Genomic DNA, 14603 nt, shown 5'->3' with positions numbered 1-14603 from the left:
ATTCGGAGGAGGAAGGGGCGAACACCTCCTATGAAAACGAGTAGATTTAAGCTGCGGTGCATCGCATTATCCGGGTCCGAAAGACGGGAGTGCGTGGCGCGTTGGATCAGAAATCTCGCATACTCTCGCTGCGCGACGTGGCGAGCCAGATCAACATCGGCGGCGACCTTGCGACCGTGTTGCAGCACCTCGTCGCGGCCGCCTGCCGGCACGCCAACTGGGCACTCGGCTCGATCATGGGCATCGATGCCGCGCATGGTTATGCCCATGTCATCGTCCGCCACGATCCGACGCTCATCCAGCGGGACCTGCCCGATCGCTGGGAGCTTGCCACCAGCCCGTCGCTGATCGCGCTTCAGCGCAATGAGCCTGTCTATATCCGCGATGCGCGCGAAAGCACCGAGTTCCCGGGCTATCGCAAGGAGGCTTTCGAGCGGGACTATCGCACCGTCCTCGTCATGCCTATGGACTGTGCCGATGCCGAGGGCCGCCCGATGGTGCTGAGCGTCATTGCGCGCACCGTGACCGACGTGACCGAGGATGATCTCGCCTTCCTCGGCACCATCCTGCATCTCGGCGCGATCGCGTTGGAAAAGCAGCATCGGCTCGCGGCGGAGAAAAGCGCGTCGGAGCGGCTCGATCGGGCGCTTGCGGCCCACACCTCGCTGCTGGAGCATGTGCTCAGCGACGGTTCCGTCTCCTCGCTCGCTGCAATGGTTGGAAGGCTGCTGCCCAATCCGCTGGTCGTCGTGGACTTCACGGTCAATCAGCTTATTGCGGGACGCTCGCCCCTGGCGGATGTCGACGATGCGGCATGGCAATCGGCCGCGCCGACGGTTTTCGCGCGCGCGCTGATGCGGGCGGCGCGCGATGCGGTGGAGCGCGGCAGCACCGCTGCGGCGCCGATCTTTCTTGAGGACGGCGCGCGGCGTTTGCGTGTCTTTGCCCGCGTGGAGCCCTTGACGGTGGATCGCCAGCAGGTCGGCGCACTCGTCATCTTTCCCTCCGCGGCGGCTGAAGGCGAACTGGACCAGCTCATGCTCGACAGCGCGAAATACGCGCTCAGCGTCCAGATGATGCGCAGCTTCCTGCGCTTCCGCTTTGAGACACGCACGCAAAGCGAGCTCTTCTTCGAGATCGTGGAGCGGCGCTGGCGTGATGCAGCCGATATTGGCCAGCGCGCCGCCCGGCTCGGCCTCGATCTGTCGCTCGCACAGCAGATGATCGTCGTCGATTTTCCCGAGCGCGCCAAGGCCTTGGGCGGCGGCTCGATCGACGTGGAGCATACATTGTCGCGCGTCCTGCAGCAGGCTTCTATCGAGGCCGTGCTGGTGGCAATCGATGGCGGGCTCGTATGCCTGATGCCGTATGAAGAATCGCCCCGGCAGGAGCGCTCGACGAAACTCATGCGGCGTATCGCCGACGACCTCAGCCGCTATCTCGGCGAGGCGCCGATCGTCGTTGCCGGAAGCCGCTGCATCGGTCTTGACGACTACGCCACGGCCTGGGAACGGTGCAATCGGATGATCCGCATCGGCCGTTCCTTCGGGCTGACGGGCGCGCTTTCGACGCAGGATTTCGGACCCCTGCCCATGCTCGTTTCGGCCGCCGATGTCGGCGACGTCCGCAATTTCGTGCGTGCCAGCATCGGCGCGATTGCCGAACATGATCGTGAAAACGGAACGCCCTACCTCGAAACGCTTTCCGCCTATCTGGAGGGGGGCTGCCGCAGCCAGGCCTGTGCCGATCGTCTTGGCCTGCACGTAACGACGCTGCGCTACAGGCTGGCGCGCATCCAGGAGCTTTTCGGCATCGACGTGGAAACGCCGGAACGGCGTTTTGCCGTCGAGCTCGCCCTCCGCCTTCACAGCGTCATCGACAATCATGCTCTCGGCGAGCGCTGATCGGTCCGTTCGGATCTCCTACGAACCGTAGCAGAACTCTTTTGCCATCTCCTCCGCCCGGCAGGAAGAAGCGCCGGTCCACCCCGGCTAGCTTCCTCCCAACAAACCGCGGAGGAGAACGAGGGCATGGTGAAAGAGGCGGCAGCACTGGACGCACCGATCGATCCCGTCGCGCTGCGTCGGGCCTTCGGTACCTTCGTCACCGGCGTCACGGTCATCACCACGCTTGAAGCCGACGGCACACCACGCGGCATGACGGCCAATTCCTTCACCTCCGTCTCGCTCGATCCGCCGCTGCTGCTGGTCTGCGTCGCCAAGTCCGCTTCCAGCTATGCGGCCTTCACCGCGGCGGACTGTTTCGCGGTCAACATCCTGCATGAAGGCCAGGTCGATGTCTCCGCCACCTTCGCTTCCAAGGCGCCGGACAAGTTCCTGTCGGTCAATCACGACCGGGCGCATACCGGCGCGCCGGTGCTGACGGACAGCCTCACCTGGTTCGACTGCAGCCTGCACAACGCCGTCGACGCGGGCGATCATGTGATCCTGATCGGCCGGGTGCGGGCTTTCGGCACCAGCCCGACGGCCCCGCTCGGTTTCTGCCGCGGACGCTATGCCAGCGTGAAGGATCCGCTGCCGACGGGCTGGCTCGCCTCGCACGGCATGATCATCGGCTATCTCATCGAGGCCGGCGACGGCCTGCTGCTGCGGGCGGACGGCAAGGGCGGCTGGGTCCTGCCCTCCGCGCGCCGCCGCAAGGCCGACAGCGAACTCGTGGTGGATGGCGGCGATGCGCTCCGCCTCGTGCCGGAGGAGACCTTCCTCTATTCCGTCTTCGACGTCGCCGACAGCGATCCCGGCTATCTCGTCTACCGCGCCCGGCTGGCGGGCGAGGGGGCGGAGATCGGCCTCCCGGAAAGCCTTCGCTTCTTCCCGATCGACGATCTGCCCTACGCGGCGATCGCGACCCACGAACTGCGCTCCATGCTGCGCCGCTATGTGCGCGAACGGCAGGCGGGCCGCTTCGGCATCTACATGGATTCCCACGACGGCGGCCGCGTCGCGATGATCGACGGGCAAGCCCGCGCCTGGCTCCAGGCCTCCCAAGACCAAGGACAATGACATGAAGACGACCGTCAGCACCATCGAAGGTTCGCGCCAGCAGCTGTTTATCGGCGGCGAGTTCGTCGCGCCGAAGAACGGCACCTACATCCGGAGCTTCGATCCGACGACCGGAGAGCCCTGGTACGAATTCGCCGAGGCCGACGCCGATGACGTCGAAGCCGCCGTCGCTGCGGCCACCGCCGCCTTCCGCGATCCCGCCTGGCGGCGCATGACGCAGACCGATCGCGGTGCGCTGGTCCGCCGCCTCGCCGAATTGGTCCGCGCCAATGCCGATGCGCTCGCCGAGATCGAGACGCGCGACAACGGCAAGCTCCTGAAAGAGACCCGCGCCCAGATGCGCGCCATGCCGGACAGCTACCACTATTTCGCCGGCATGGCCGACAAGCTGCAGGGCGACACGATCCCGATCAACCGGCTCGACACGCTGAACCTCAACCTGCGTGAACCGCTCGGCGTGGTCGGCATGATCACGCCGTGGAATTCGCCGCTGATGCTGCTCACCGGCACGCTCGCGCCGTGCCTTGCCATCGGCAACACCGTCGTCATCAAGCCTTCCGAGCATGCCACGGCCTCGACGCTGGCGCTCGCCGAACTCATCCATGAAGCGGGCTTCCCGGCCGGCGTCGTCAATGTGGTGACCGGTACGGGCAGGAGCGCCGGCGAGGCGCTGACGCGTCATCCCGGCGTCGCCAAATACGTCTTCACCGGCAGCACCGCGACCGGCCGCCGCATCGCCGGCAATGCCGCTGAAAACCTCGTGCCCTGCTCGATGGAGCTTGGCGGCAAGTCGCCCCATGTCGTCTTCGGCGATGTCGATATCGAGCATGCGGTGAACGGCGTCGTCTCCGGCGTCTTCGCCGCCGCGGGCCAGACCTGCGTGGCCGGCTCGCGCTGCTTCGTCGAGGCCGGTGTCTATGACCGGTTCATCGAGGCGCTCGTGGCGCGGACCCGGCGCATCCGCGTCGGCCTGCCGACCGTCGACGACACCGATATCGGCCCGCTGGCACTCGCCGACCAGCTTTCCAAGGTGGAATCCTACGTCGCCTCGGGCGTCAGGGAAGGCGCGAAGGTCGCCGTCGGCGGCGGCCGGCCGCAGCAGGCGGAGCTTGCGCCGGGCGGCTGGTATTTCGAGCCGACCGTCATGGTGGATGCCGGGAACGACATGGCTTTCATGCGCGACGAACTCTTCGGGCCGGTCGTGGGCGTCATGCCCTTCCGTAACGAGGAGGAAATGATCGAGCTCGCCAACGACACGCGCTACGGCCTCGCCTCCGGCATCTGGACGAAGGACATCGACCGGGCGCTGCGCTTCGCCAGCCGCATCGATGCGGGCACGGTCTGGATCAACACCTACCGTTCCGCCTCCTTCATGTCCGCGAACGGCGGCTTCAAGGAAAGCGGCTACGGCCGGCGTGGCGGCTTCGAGGTCATGTACGAGTTCTCGCGGCTGAAGAACGTCATCATCGACTATTCCGGCGCCATGCAGGACCCCTTCGTCATCCGCCTCAAATAACAAGCATCGAAAGGCAGAATCCCATGAAGTTCGCAGTCTCGCTCACGATGGAACGTTTTTCGCCCGAGGTGCCGATGGCCACGGTGAAGAACAATCTGCTGACGCTGGCCCGCATGGCGGATGAGGGCGGTTTCGAGATGCTCTGGACGGCCGAGCACCACACGCTCGAATGCACCATCTCGCCGAACCCGTTCCAGACGCTCGTCTGGCTGGCGCAGCATACCGAGAACATCCGGCTCGGCACCTCGACGCTCGTCGCGCCCTACTGGAACCCGATCCGGCTTGCCGGCGAATCCGCGCTCTGCGACCACCTGACGAACGGCCGCCTCGAATTCGGCATTGCCCGCGGTTCCTATCAGTACGAGTTCGACCGCATGGCCGGCGGCATGCCGCAGCAGGAGGGCGTGGCCTACATGAAGGAGCTGGTGCCCGCGGTGAAGAAGCTGTGGGCCGGCGACTATGCCCACGAGGGCCACTACTGGAAGTTCCCGGTCACCGCCGCCGTGCCGAAGCCGCTTCAGGCGCCGCATCCGCGCATCTGGGTCGCCGCGCGCGATCCCGGCACGTTCGACTGGGCGATCGCCAACGGCGCCTCCATCCTCTCGACGCCGCTTTCCGCCCCCGCCGCGGAAATCCAGGTGCTTGCCGACAAGTTCGGGAAGGCCGTGGCCGACCATCCGGAAGTCCCGCGTCCGCGTTTCATGATGCAGCGCCGCACCTGCGTCTACGACCGGCCGGATGGCTGGGAGCGCGCCGTGCGGCACAGCATGGACTATGGCCGCGCCTTCGAGAACCTGATGCAGAACATCGGCACCGTGAAGGACGGTTTTCCCGAGGCCGTGCCCTACGAGGCGGTGAAGGGCAAGGAGAACTACAATCCGGACAATATCCGCAGGAACCTGATGTTCGGCACGCCGGACGAGGTGATCGAAAAGCTGATGGTCTATGAAGCCGCGGGCGTCGACCAGTATTGTCTCGGCCTGACCTTCAACCTGCCCTTCGAATTGCAGAAGCGTTCGATCGAGCTCTTCGTCAAGGAAGTCATGCCCGTCTTCGCCGCGCGCGAGAGCGAGCGCAAGCGGGCCGCCGTGGGACACTGATCATGGACGATACGCAAGAGCACAAGGTCGGCGAGGTCACGCTCAACTATCGCATCGACGGCGATGGCGGCGAGCCGCTCGTCTGCATCCACGGGGTCGGCTCCTATCTGGAGGCCTGGTCGGGCGTGGTGGAGCGGTTGAAGGACCGCTTCACCATCCTCACCTTCGACCTCCGGGGGCACGGCAAGTCGAGCCGCGTCAAGGGCCGCTACGAGATCGACGATTTCGTGACCGAGACGCTGGCGCTCGCCGACAAGGTCGGGTTTTCGACCTTCAACCTCGCCGGCTTTTCGCTCGGCGGCCTGATCGCCCAGCGCCTCGCGCTGACCCGCCTTCCGCGTCTGCGCCGGCTCGTGCTCCTCTCCACCGTCGCAGGCCGCACGCCGCAAGAGCGCGAGCAGGTGCTGTCCCGGCTCGCCGCGCTTCAGGCGGGAACCCCGGCCGATCACCACAATGCCTCGCTCTCGCGCTGGCTTACGGAGGCGTTTCAGGAGAAGAACCCCGACGTCATCACCTGGCTCAGAGCGCGCGATGCGGAAAACGACCCCGACTGCTACGCTTCGGCCTATCGGGTCTTGGCCGAAACGGATTTTGGCGGTTTTCTCGACCAGATCCGCTGCCCGACGCTGATCGCCACCGGCGAGGATGATGTCGGCTCAAACCCGCGCATGGCCCGCTACATGCACGAGCGCATCCCGGGATCACGGCTCGTCCTTTTCCCGGGCCTGCGCCATTCCATCCTCATCGAAGCGCCCGACGTCGTCGCCGATGCCATGGGCGATTTCCTGACAGGTACGGAGGCGGCCCATGGATGAGGCTTTGCGGAAAAAGGGCGAGGGCGTGCGCCGGCATGTGCTCGGCGACGACTATGTCGACCGCGCGATGGGCGCGGCAGACGCCTTTTCGAAGCCCTTGCAGGATATGCTCAATGAATATTGCTGGGGCATGGCCTGGACGGATGACGGTCTGGACCTCAGGCAGCGCAGCCTTCTCAACCTCGGCATGCTGGCGGCAAGCAACCGCATGCATGAATTCGGCCTGCATTTCCGCGGCGCGATCCGCAACGGCCTGACGGACAGGGAGCTTCAGGCGGCGCTTGTCCAGATCGCGGTCTATTGCGGTGTGCCGGCCGGCGTGGAGGCCTTTCGCGTCGCCCGCGCGGTCCGCGCCGAGATGGCGGGGGAGGGCGCGATTTGATTTCCGTCATTTCGGCGGAGCCTTGCGGCGCATGCTGCTTGGGAACGCCGGAAGACGCAGGAGGCGACGGGCCTCAAGATGGCTCACAACGGCGGGGAGAGGAACCCGCGCCGTCAAGGAAACGACAACGGACAGAGGGAACAAAGGCATGATCAGAACCACGATATTTGCGGCGCTCGCCGCCTCTCTCGCCCTCTCGCTGGCGGCCGCGCCGGCGCAGGCCGGCGAAGTGCTCGACCGCGTGCTCGCGGCCAAGAACCTGAAGGTCGCGACCGACGCCAACTGGGCGCCGCAGTCCTTCGTCAACGACAACAACGAGATGGACGGTTTCGACATCGACGTCGCCAAGGAGATCGGCAAACATCTCGGCGTTTCCGTCGAGTTCGTGACGCCGGGCTGGGACATCATCACCGCCGGCAAGTGGCAGGGCCGCTGGGACATGCATGTCGGCTCGATGACGCCCACCAAGGCGCGCGCGGCGCTCTTCGACTTCCCCGCCGTCTACTATTACACGCCCGCGGCCGTCGCCGTGCACAAGGACAGCAAGGCCGAAAAGCTCGCCGATCTCGAAGGCAAGCGCGTCGGCGTGACGGCGACATCGACCTTCGAGGCCTACGCCAACCAGGACCTGACGCTGGATGCCGCCGGCGCGCCGGCCTTCACCTACGAATTCAAGCCGGGCGAGGTGAAATCCTACGCCAATTCGACGACCGCCTTCGACGACCTGCGCCTCGGCGACGGCACGCGCCTCGACGCCGTCGTCTCCTCGCTGCCGAGCATCCTCGACGCCGAAAAGGCCGGATACCCGATCAAGCAGCTCGGCAAGCCGGTCTTCTTCGAGCCGCTGGCGGTCGCCGTCGAGCATGGCGATGCGGAACTGAGCGCGAAGATCGCCGAAGCCGTCAAGGCCATGCAGGCGGACGGCACGCTGAGCAAGCTTTCCGTCAAGTGGTACGGTGTCGACTACACGGTCACGCAGTAACATCCCACCGGTGCGTGCGGCCCGGCCTGCGGGCCGCACCAATCTTCAAGGAGCGGAGATGCTGTATCCCGATACCGTCGAATCGGAAGTCCTCGTCCACAAGCCCTGGTTCGTCGCCACCCTTTTCGTGGTGGTCTTCGCCGTCTTTCTCGCCTTCGACCTCACGGGAACGTCGATGGGCGAGCTGATGCGCCCGGTGATCGGCGCGCCGGCCGAAAGCGGCTTCTACGGCCGGTTCGCCATCGGCCTCGTCATCGCCGTGCTCTTCTGCCTGAACATCGTGCTGATCGGCTTCGCCTCTCTGAGGGTGCAGGTGGCGATCGTCTGGTTCGAGTTGCTCCTGCTCTTCCTCGCCTTCTTCACGACCTTCAATCTCAGCCTGCCGTTCATCGCGGAAAAACTGCCCTTCATGATCACGCAGGGCCTGTTCACAACGATCTACGTCTCGGCCATCTCGATCGCGATCGCCTCCGTCATCGCCATTCTCGGCGCGGTGGCCAAGCTTTCGACGAACGGCTTCGCCTACGCGATCGCGAGCTTCTACACCTCCTTCTTCCGCGGCCTGCCGCTTCTGATGCAGGTCTATCTCATCTATCTCGGCCTGCCGCAGCTCGGTTTCATCATCGATGCGGTGCCGGCCGGCATTCTCGCGCTCTCGCTGTGCTACGGCGCCTATATGACGGAGATCTTCCGCTCGGGCATCCAGAGCATCGACCGCGGCCAGTGGGAGGCCTCGCGCTCCATCGGCTTCGGCTTCGGGCTTACCATGCGCAAGATCATCCTGCCGCAGGCGTTGCCCGTCATCATTCCGCCGACGGGCAACCAGTTCATCTCGATGCTGAAGGACAGTTCGCTCGTTTCCGTCATCGGCGTCTGGGAGCTGATGTTCCTGGCGCGCACGCTCGGCCAGAAGACCTTCCAGCACATGGAGATGCTGATCTCCGCCGCCATGCTCTACTGGGTGGTGTCGATCTGCCTCGAACTCATCCAGTCCCGCATCGAACGCCACTACGCCAGGAGCAAAGTGCGATGAGCGAGAAGATCATCGACGTCCGCAACGTCTCCAAATGGTACGGCGCCTTCCGCGTGCTGACCGATGTGAACCTGACGGTGGAGAAGGGCGAACGCATCGTCATCTGCGGCCCGTCCGGCTCCGGCAAATCGACGCTGATCCGCTGCTTCAACCGGCTGGAGGCGCACCAGCAGGGCGACATCGTCGTCAACGGCATCACGCTGCACGACAGGATGCGCGACGTCGCCGAGGTGCGCAAGAATGTCGGCATGGTGTTCCAGCACTTCAATCTCTTCCCGCACATGACCGTGCTGATGAACTGCATGGTCGGGCCGATGTGGATCAAGGGCGTGCCGGAGGCGGAGGCCCGCAAGACCGCGCTGAAGTTCCTCGAACGTGTCCGCATTCCCGAGCAGGCGAACAAATACCCCGTGCAGCTCTCCGGCGGCCAGCAGCAGCGCGTGGCGATCGCCCGTTCGCTCTGCATGCAGCCGGCGGTCATGCTGTTCGACGAGCCGACCTCGGCGCTCGACCCGGAGATGGTGTCCGAGGTGCTGGAGACGATGACGAGCCTTGCCCGCGAGGGCATGACCATGGTCTGCGTCACCCACGAAATGGCCTTCGCCCGCGCGGTGGCCGACCGGGTGATCTTCATGAATGCCGGCCAGATCATCGAACAGGGCAAGCCGGATGACTTCTTCGGCAATCCGCAACATGAGCGAACCAAGCTGTTCCTCAGCCAGATTCTGAAGCACTAGGCAATTCCGGAGACCGTCGTCAGCCTTCCTGCACGCCGCACCAGTCGGCCGCAAAGAGCGCCAGCGTCTTGGTGATACGGCGCAGCGAGGAGAGGCTGACCCGCTCGTCGATGCCGTGGATGTTTTCCGCGATGGGACCATAGACGAGCGACGGGATGTTGCCGTGCACGGCGAAAATGGTGGCATCCAGATAACAGGCCATGACATAGGACCTGAGGTCGGCGCCCGCATGGGCGGCGGCGTGCGCGGTGCGCAGGCTTGTCTCCGCGTCGGTGCCTTCGGGCAGCTCGTAGCCGGCCTGCACGACCCCGACCCATGTGAGCGTGACTAGGTTTTCTCCGGCGAAAGCCGGATCTTCGGCCGCGATCCGCTCGATGAATGCTTCGACTTCGGCCGTGCGCATCCTCGGGTCTTCGCCGGGGTAAAAGCCGATCCGGCCCTCTGCGACGCAATCGCTCGGGATGGAGGCGATCCAGTCGCCGCCGGTGATCGTGCCGATCGTCAGGGCGACGGGGTTGGGAAGATCCTCGAACAGAGGCTTGCCGATCCGCTCGGCGATCCATTCGGCTTCCAGCCGCCTCAAGTGCCCGATCAGGCGGATCATCAGGTCGATGGCGCTCTGGCCCGATTCCGGTTCACGCGGATGGGTCGGACGCCCCTTCGTCTCGAGCCGGAACTTGATCACGCCGGCATTGGCGCGCACGAGCTGCTCGTCGGTCGGTTCCGGACTGACGATCGCATCGGCGGTGAAGCCTTCGGCGAAAAGCGTCGCCGCGCCATTGCCGGTGATTTCCTCCTCCACGACGGACTGCACCTGAACGTCGCCACGAAGCGAAAGCCCGGCTGCCGCGATGGCGTCGAGCGCGAAAATGGAGGCAACGAGGCCGGCCTTCATGTCGCCGGCGCCGCGCCCGTAGAGCCAGTCGCCATCCCGGCGAGGCTCGAAGGGCGGGGCGGTCCAGCGGTGGGGGCTTCCCGCCGGCACCACGTCGACATGCGAGTTGAAAGCGAGCGAGCGGCCGCCGGTGCCCGCCCCGGCCTTCCGGCCGACGACGTTCCAGCTTTCCGCATAGTCGACCGTTGCCGGCGAGAATGCCGGGTGCCGGCCGATTTGGGAGGCATTCGTGCGCACGCGGTCGACCGCGAAACCGCGTTGCCTCAGCGCTGCCGCGAGGAAATCCTGCGCCGCGGCTTCCTCGTTGCGCAGCGATTTGAATCGGACCAGCGCTTCCAGGAACGCAACCTGATCGTCGAAAAGCCGATCGACGGCGCTGAGGATTCGGTCGTTGATGGATGACATGGCAAGCCCTGGCAAAATATGAAGGTTGGGGCACCGTAGTCCCTGTCCCGTCCAATTCAAGCCGGTTCAGTCGAGGACGAGCGCGATGAACCATTCGGCCGCATGTTGAACTCGTTGACCGTGGGGCCCTCGGACCGATCGATCGGGAAGGTGCCGGCAACCGGCGGATAGCAGGGGAGTTTAAATTCTACATAAATTATAGAATATACTCCCTTCCGAACGTTCCGGAAGCAGGCGATGCTTTTCCCGTTGCTATCGAACTCAGGGGAAAACGACATGAAGGGTATTTGGGGCATCAATACGCTTTCGGCCATCGCGCTTTCGACGACCTTTCTTGCAGGATCGGCATCGGCGTCGGACGCGCTGGTCGATGCGAAATGGCTGCAGGACAATCTTTCCAACCCGAAGGTCCGCATTTTCGAAGTGAGCGTCGATACGGGCGTCTATGAGCGCGGCCATATTCCCGGCGCGGCGCATCTCGACTGGCATACCGACCTCGTGGATCCCCAGAAGCGGGACATTGCCAGCCGCGAGGCCTTCGAAAAGGTCTTGCGCGATGCCGGCGTCGACAAGGATACGACGATCGTCCTCTACGGCGATAACAACAACTGGTTCGCGGCCTGGGGCGCGTGGGTGTTCGAGGTCTATGGCCTCGGCAGCCAGGTCAAGCTGCTCGATGGCGGACGCAAGCTCTGGGAAGCGCAGGGCCTGCCGCTCGACACGGCCGTTCCCGATCACGCCGATTCCACCCTGGCGCTTGCCGACCGGGATGATTCCGTGCGTGCCCGCTTCGTCGATGTCGTCGCGGTCGCGGAGGGCAAGAACGATATCAAGCTCGTCGATATCCGCTCGGCCGACGAATATGCCGGCAAGATTTTCGCGCCGGAGGGCGTGAAGGAACTGTCCGTGCGCGCGGGCCACATTCCCGGCGCCGTCAACGTTCCGTGGGGCACGATCGTCAAGGAGGATGGCACGTTCAAATCCGCCGACGAGATCAGGGCGATCTATGCCGAAAAGGGTGTCGACGGCTCGACGCCTGTCATCACCTATTGCCGCATCGGCGAGCGATCGAGCCACACCTGGTTCGCGCTGAAGAAGATCCTCGGCTACGACGTGCGCAACTATGACGGTTCCTGGACCGAATACGGCAATGCCGTCGGCGTGCCGGTGAACAATATCGCCGGCACGATCTGGACCGGCAAGTAACAGCGGTTCCCGAAGGCGCGGCGCCTTACGCCGCGCGGGATGCCGACGCGGGTGGACATCCTCCCAGGTCCACCCGCATTTTCATGTCCAGCCGCCGGATCGCCATGTCTTCCATCGCCGCCCGCTCTCTTTCCGTCTCGGTGCTCGCCCTCCTTGCCGCCTGGAGTGTCTGGCTGGCGCAGGATGCTGCCGGACGGGTGCTTTCCTTCGCGCTGATCGCCGGCAGCGCCTTCGGCATCGTCCTGCAACGGGGCCGTTTCTGCTTCCTGTGCAACCTGCGGGACTTCGTGGAAAGGCGGGACGCATCCGGCGTCATCGCCATTCTCGTGGCGCTTGCCGCGGGCATCGTTCTGTACCAGGCCGTGCTCGGGGCCTGGGTGCCGGTGCCGCAACCGGATCGCCTGCCGCCGAATGCCCATGTCGGCCCGGTCGGGCCGGTGCTCGCATTTGCCGCCTTCACCTTCGGCCTCGGCATGGCGCTCTCCGGCTCCTGCCTTTCGGCGCATCTCTACCGGCTGGGCGAGGGGGCCTTTGGCTCGCTCGCCGCGCTGCTCGGCGCCGCCGCGGGCTTCCTGCTCGGCTTTTCGACATGGAACGCGCTCTATACCTGGACGGTGTTCGACGACCCGCCGGTCTGGCTTCCCGGTGTATTGGGTTATGCCGGCGCCACGATTGCAGGACTGCTCGCGCTCGGCGCGCTCGCATGGCTGGTCCTTCACAACGCCGCCCCGCCGCAGGATGCCGGCCTCCAGCCTGCCTCGTCCTTCGAAACGGTCTTCGTCCGGCGCTGGCCTCCGGTCGTCGCAGGCCTCCTCGTCGCGACGATCGGCGCCTTCGCCTATCTGCGCGTCGCGCCGCTCGGCGTGACGGCGGAACTGGGCAGTCTCGTGCGCACCGGTGGCCTGTCGCTGGACCTCGTTCCCGAGACCCTCGTCGGGCTGGACACGGTTCGCGGCTGCGTGAGCGCGGTGAAGACGGCGCTGCTTTCACCGAACGGCGTCTTTGTCATCGGGCTGGTTCTGTCGAGCTTCGCCTCGGCACTCCTCGCGGGGCGCTTCGACCCCTCATGGCCCGGTCCGCGCGGCCTGGCCGCGCGCTTTGCCGGCGGCGTGCTGATGGGGTGGGGGGCGATGACGGGCCTCGGCTGCACTGTCGGCGTGCTCCTCTCCGGCATCCAGGCTGGCGCCGTTTCGGGCTGGGTCTTTCTCGTCTTCTGCACGCTGGGCGCCGTTCTCGGTCTGGCCGGCCAGCGCCGGCTCGCGCGCAACGGCTGACGCAGCGTCTTCGCGCTGAGTGCTTGCGGTTCTAAAATAGATGCGGCGCGCGACGGGCAAGGCGGCCGCCACGATCAGGGCGAACAGCGCCGCGGCGATGCCGATCATCGTCTGAAGGTCGAACCACTCGGCCAGGGCGCCGAGGGCAAAGGCGCCGAGCGCCGGAGCGGCGCGGAAGACGAGCATATAGAGCGCCAGTACGCGACCGCGCATCGCCGGCAGGCTGAGCGTCTGCGCCATGGATTGCATCGCGATGTTGCAGACGACGTGGAACAGGCCCGCCACGGCGATGGCCGGCAGGGCGAGGAAGGCGGAGGTGCTGAAGGCGAAGACCACCAGGGCAAGGCAAATGCCGAGCGCCGCGCCGTAGCTCGTGCGCACCAGCGCGGGCGCGCTCTGTCGCCGCAGCATCCAGCTCGCTCCCACGAAGGCGCCGATGCCCTGCGCGCTCATCAGCATTGCGAGCATCTGCGGCCCGCCCTCGAACGAACCGCCGGCAAGGGCGGGGAAGAGCTCGGTAAAGGGCCGGGCGAGCAGCGAGAACGACGTCGTCAGCACGAAGAGCATGGCGATGGCCGGCTCGCCGGCGATGTAGCGAAAGCCGGCCAGGATATCGCCGGCGAGCGGTGCGGAGCGGGCCGCATGCGGCGCGTGATCGATCCAGCGCCGAACGTGTACGAGCGCCGCGAAGGTGGCGGTGAGGGCAACGGCGTTGAAGACGAAGACGCTTTCGATGCCGGCCTTGACGATCAGGAGCCCCGCGATGGCCGGCCCGGCCGTGCGGGCGATGTTGACCGCGATGGAGTTCGTGGCGATGGCCTGCGACAGTCGCCCCTCGGGCGCCAGCATGCCCGTCACCAGCATCCGCGCCGGATTGTTGAAGCCTTGCAGCGTGGCATCGATGACGGCCCAGAGCAGCAGCAGCCACGGCATCATGCCGCCGGACGTCAGGAGCAGCCAGATGGCGCCGCAGTTGAGCACCGTCAGGGCCTGTGTCAGCCGGATCAGCCGGTACGGGTTGCCGCGGTCCGCGACGGCCCCGGCGAGCGGCGCCACCCAGAGGGCGGCGATCAGGTCGCTGAGCGTGATCGCCCCGACCCATGCGGGCGAATGGGTAAGATCCCAGGCAAGCCAGCCGACCGCCGTCTTCTGCGCCCAGGCGCCCATGAAGCCAGCACATTGGGCGACGGCGAAGACGATGAAGTTGCTGCTGCGCGGCGGTGGCTTCGGGGCGG

At 65.7% G+C, this 14603-nt stretch carries 12 protein-coding genes and 1 pseudogene; 11 read left to right on the top strand and 2 right to left on the bottom strand.

The features are described 5' to 3' along the window. Positions 1 to 101: 101 nt before the first annotated feature. From AABF56_RS23455 to AABF56_RS23415, 9 genes are all read left to right on the top strand, one after another. Positions 102 to 1904, top strand: coding sequence for a helix-turn-helix domain-containing protein (locus AABF56_RS23455; protein ID WP_272807986.1), 1803 nt, complete (start codon positions 102 to 104; stop codon positions 1902 to 1904). Positions 1905 to 2030: 126 nt separating this feature from the next. After that, positions 2031 to 3023, top strand: coding sequence for a flavin reductase (locus AABF56_RS23450; protein WP_272807987.1), 993 nt, complete (start codon positions 2031 to 2033; stop codon positions 3021 to 3023). 1 nt (position 3024) lies between these two features. Continuing rightward, entirely contained in the window at positions 3025 to 4539 is a 1515-nt protein-coding gene (locus AABF56_RS23445; protein WP_272807988.1) for an aldehyde dehydrogenase, read from the top strand. Positions 4540 to 4562: 23 nt separating this feature from the next. Continuing rightward, positions 4563 to 5639 carry an LLM class flavin-dependent oxidoreductase gene (locus AABF56_RS23440; protein ID WP_272807989.1) on the top strand — a complete coding sequence of 359 codons (1077 nt, stop codon included), beginning with the start codon at positions 4563 to 4565 and terminating at the stop codon, positions 5637 to 5639. A 2-nt stretch (positions 5640 to 5641) separates the two neighbouring features. After that, complete coding sequence (locus tag AABF56_RS23435; RefSeq protein WP_245082530.1) at positions 5642 to 6454, top strand: alpha/beta fold hydrolase; 813 nt, start codon at positions 5642 to 5644, stop codon at positions 6452 to 6454. Then, a complete protein-coding gene (locus AABF56_RS23430; RefSeq protein WP_272807990.1) occupies positions 6447 to 6836 on the top strand; it encodes a carboxymuconolactone decarboxylase family protein in 390 nt (129 codons plus the stop codon). The genes AABF56_RS23435 and AABF56_RS23430 overlap by 8 nt, the downstream gene beginning before the upstream one ends. Before the next feature lie 148 nt (positions 6837 to 6984). Then, positions 6985 to 7818 carry a transporter substrate-binding domain-containing protein gene (locus AABF56_RS23425; protein ID WP_272807991.1) on the top strand — a complete coding sequence of 278 codons (834 nt, stop codon included), beginning with the start codon at positions 6985 to 6987 and terminating at the stop codon, positions 7816 to 7818. Between the two features lie 58 nt (positions 7819 to 7876). Then, positions 7877 to 8851 carry an amino acid ABC transporter permease gene (locus AABF56_RS23420; protein WP_272807992.1) on the top strand — a complete coding sequence of 325 codons (975 nt, stop codon included), beginning with the start codon at positions 7877 to 7879 and terminating at the stop codon, positions 8849 to 8851. After that, positions 8848 to 9588 (top strand): amino acid ABC transporter ATP-binding protein, encoded by a 741-nt coding sequence (locus AABF56_RS23415; protein ID WP_272807993.1) that lies wholly within the window; start codon positions 8848 to 8850, stop codon positions 9586 to 9588. Before AABF56_RS23420 ends, AABF56_RS23415 begins: the two co-directional genes overlap by 4 nt. A 19-nt stretch (positions 9589 to 9607) precedes the next feature. Here the strand turns inward: AABF56_RS23415 and AABF56_RS23410 are convergent, their stop codons facing one another. After that, positions 9608 to 10888, bottom strand: a complete 1281-nt coding sequence (locus AABF56_RS23410) for an ArgE/DapE family deacylase (protein ID WP_272807994.1) — start codon at positions 10886 to 10888, stop codon at positions 9608 to 9610. Between the two features lie 276 nt (positions 10889 to 11164). Here AABF56_RS23410 and AABF56_RS23405 point away from each other — a divergent pair, with 276 nt between their 5' ends. Next, a complete protein-coding gene (locus tag AABF56_RS23405) occupies positions 11165 to 12094 on the top strand; it encodes a sulfurtransferase (RefSeq protein WP_245082546.1) in 930 nt (309 codons plus the stop codon). A gap of 83 nt (positions 12095 to 12177) precedes the next feature. Next, positions 12178 to 13368: a YeeE/YedE family protein gene (locus AABF56_RS23400; protein WP_338341917.1), complete on the top strand. Its 1191-nt coding sequence runs from the start codon at positions 12178 to 12180 to the stop codon at positions 13366 to 13368. A 117-nt stretch (positions 13369 to 13485) separates the two neighbouring features. On the opposite strand, the pseudogene AABF56_RS23395 reads toward AABF56_RS23400, so the two are convergent. Next, positions 13486 to 14535 (bottom strand): annotated as a pseudogene (locus AABF56_RS23395) (MFS transporter); the annotation flags it as partial. Positions 14536 to 14603 lie beyond the last annotated feature (68 nt).

Origin of the sequence: Shinella sp. WSC3-e (genome assembly GCF_945994535.1) — a bacterium.
Taxonomy (GTDB): Bacteria; Pseudomonadota; Alphaproteobacteria; order Rhizobiales; family Rhizobiaceae; genus Shinella; species Shinella yambaruensis.
This window is presented reverse-complemented; position numbering and strand designations above follow the sequence as displayed.

Coding starts and splice junctions, on each gene's coding strand:
- AABF56_RS23450 (WP_272807987.1), top strand. CDS start 2,031: ATGGTGAAAGAGGCGGCAGCACTGGACGCACCGATCGATCCCGTCGCG.
- AABF56_RS23445 (WP_272807988.1), top strand. CDS start 3,025: ATGAAGACGACCGTCAGCACCATCGAAGGTTCGCGCCAGCAGCTGTTT.
- AABF56_RS23440 (WP_272807989.1), top strand. CDS start 4,563: ATGAAGTTCGCAGTCTCGCTCACGATGGAACGTTTTTCGCCCGAGGTG.
- AABF56_RS23435 (WP_245082530.1), top strand. CDS start 5,642: ATGGACGATACGCAAGAGCACAAGGTCGGCGAGGTCACGCTCAACTAT.
- AABF56_RS23430 (WP_272807990.1), top strand. CDS start 6,447: ATGGATGAGGCTTTGCGGAAAAAGGGCGAGGGCGTGCGCCGGCATGTG.
- AABF56_RS23425 (WP_272807991.1), top strand. CDS start 6,985: ATGATCAGAACCACGATATTTGCGGCGCTCGCCGCCTCTCTCGCCCTC.
- AABF56_RS23420 (WP_272807992.1), top strand. CDS start 7,877: ATGCTGTATCCCGATACCGTCGAATCGGAAGTCCTCGTCCACAAGCCC.
- AABF56_RS23415 (WP_272807993.1), top strand. CDS start 8,848: ATGAGCGAGAAGATCATCGACGTCCGCAACGTCTCCAAATGGTACGGC.
- AABF56_RS23410 (WP_272807994.1), bottom strand. CDS start 10,888: ATGTCATCCATCAACGACCGAATCCTCAGCGCCGTCGATCGGCTTTTC.
- AABF56_RS23405 (WP_245082546.1), top strand. CDS start 11,165: ATGAAGGGTATTTGGGGCATCAATACGCTTTCGGCCATCGCGCTTTCG.
- AABF56_RS23400 (WP_338341917.1), top strand. CDS start 12,178: ATGTCCAGCCGCCGGATCGCCATGTCTTCCATCGCCGCCCGCTCTCTT.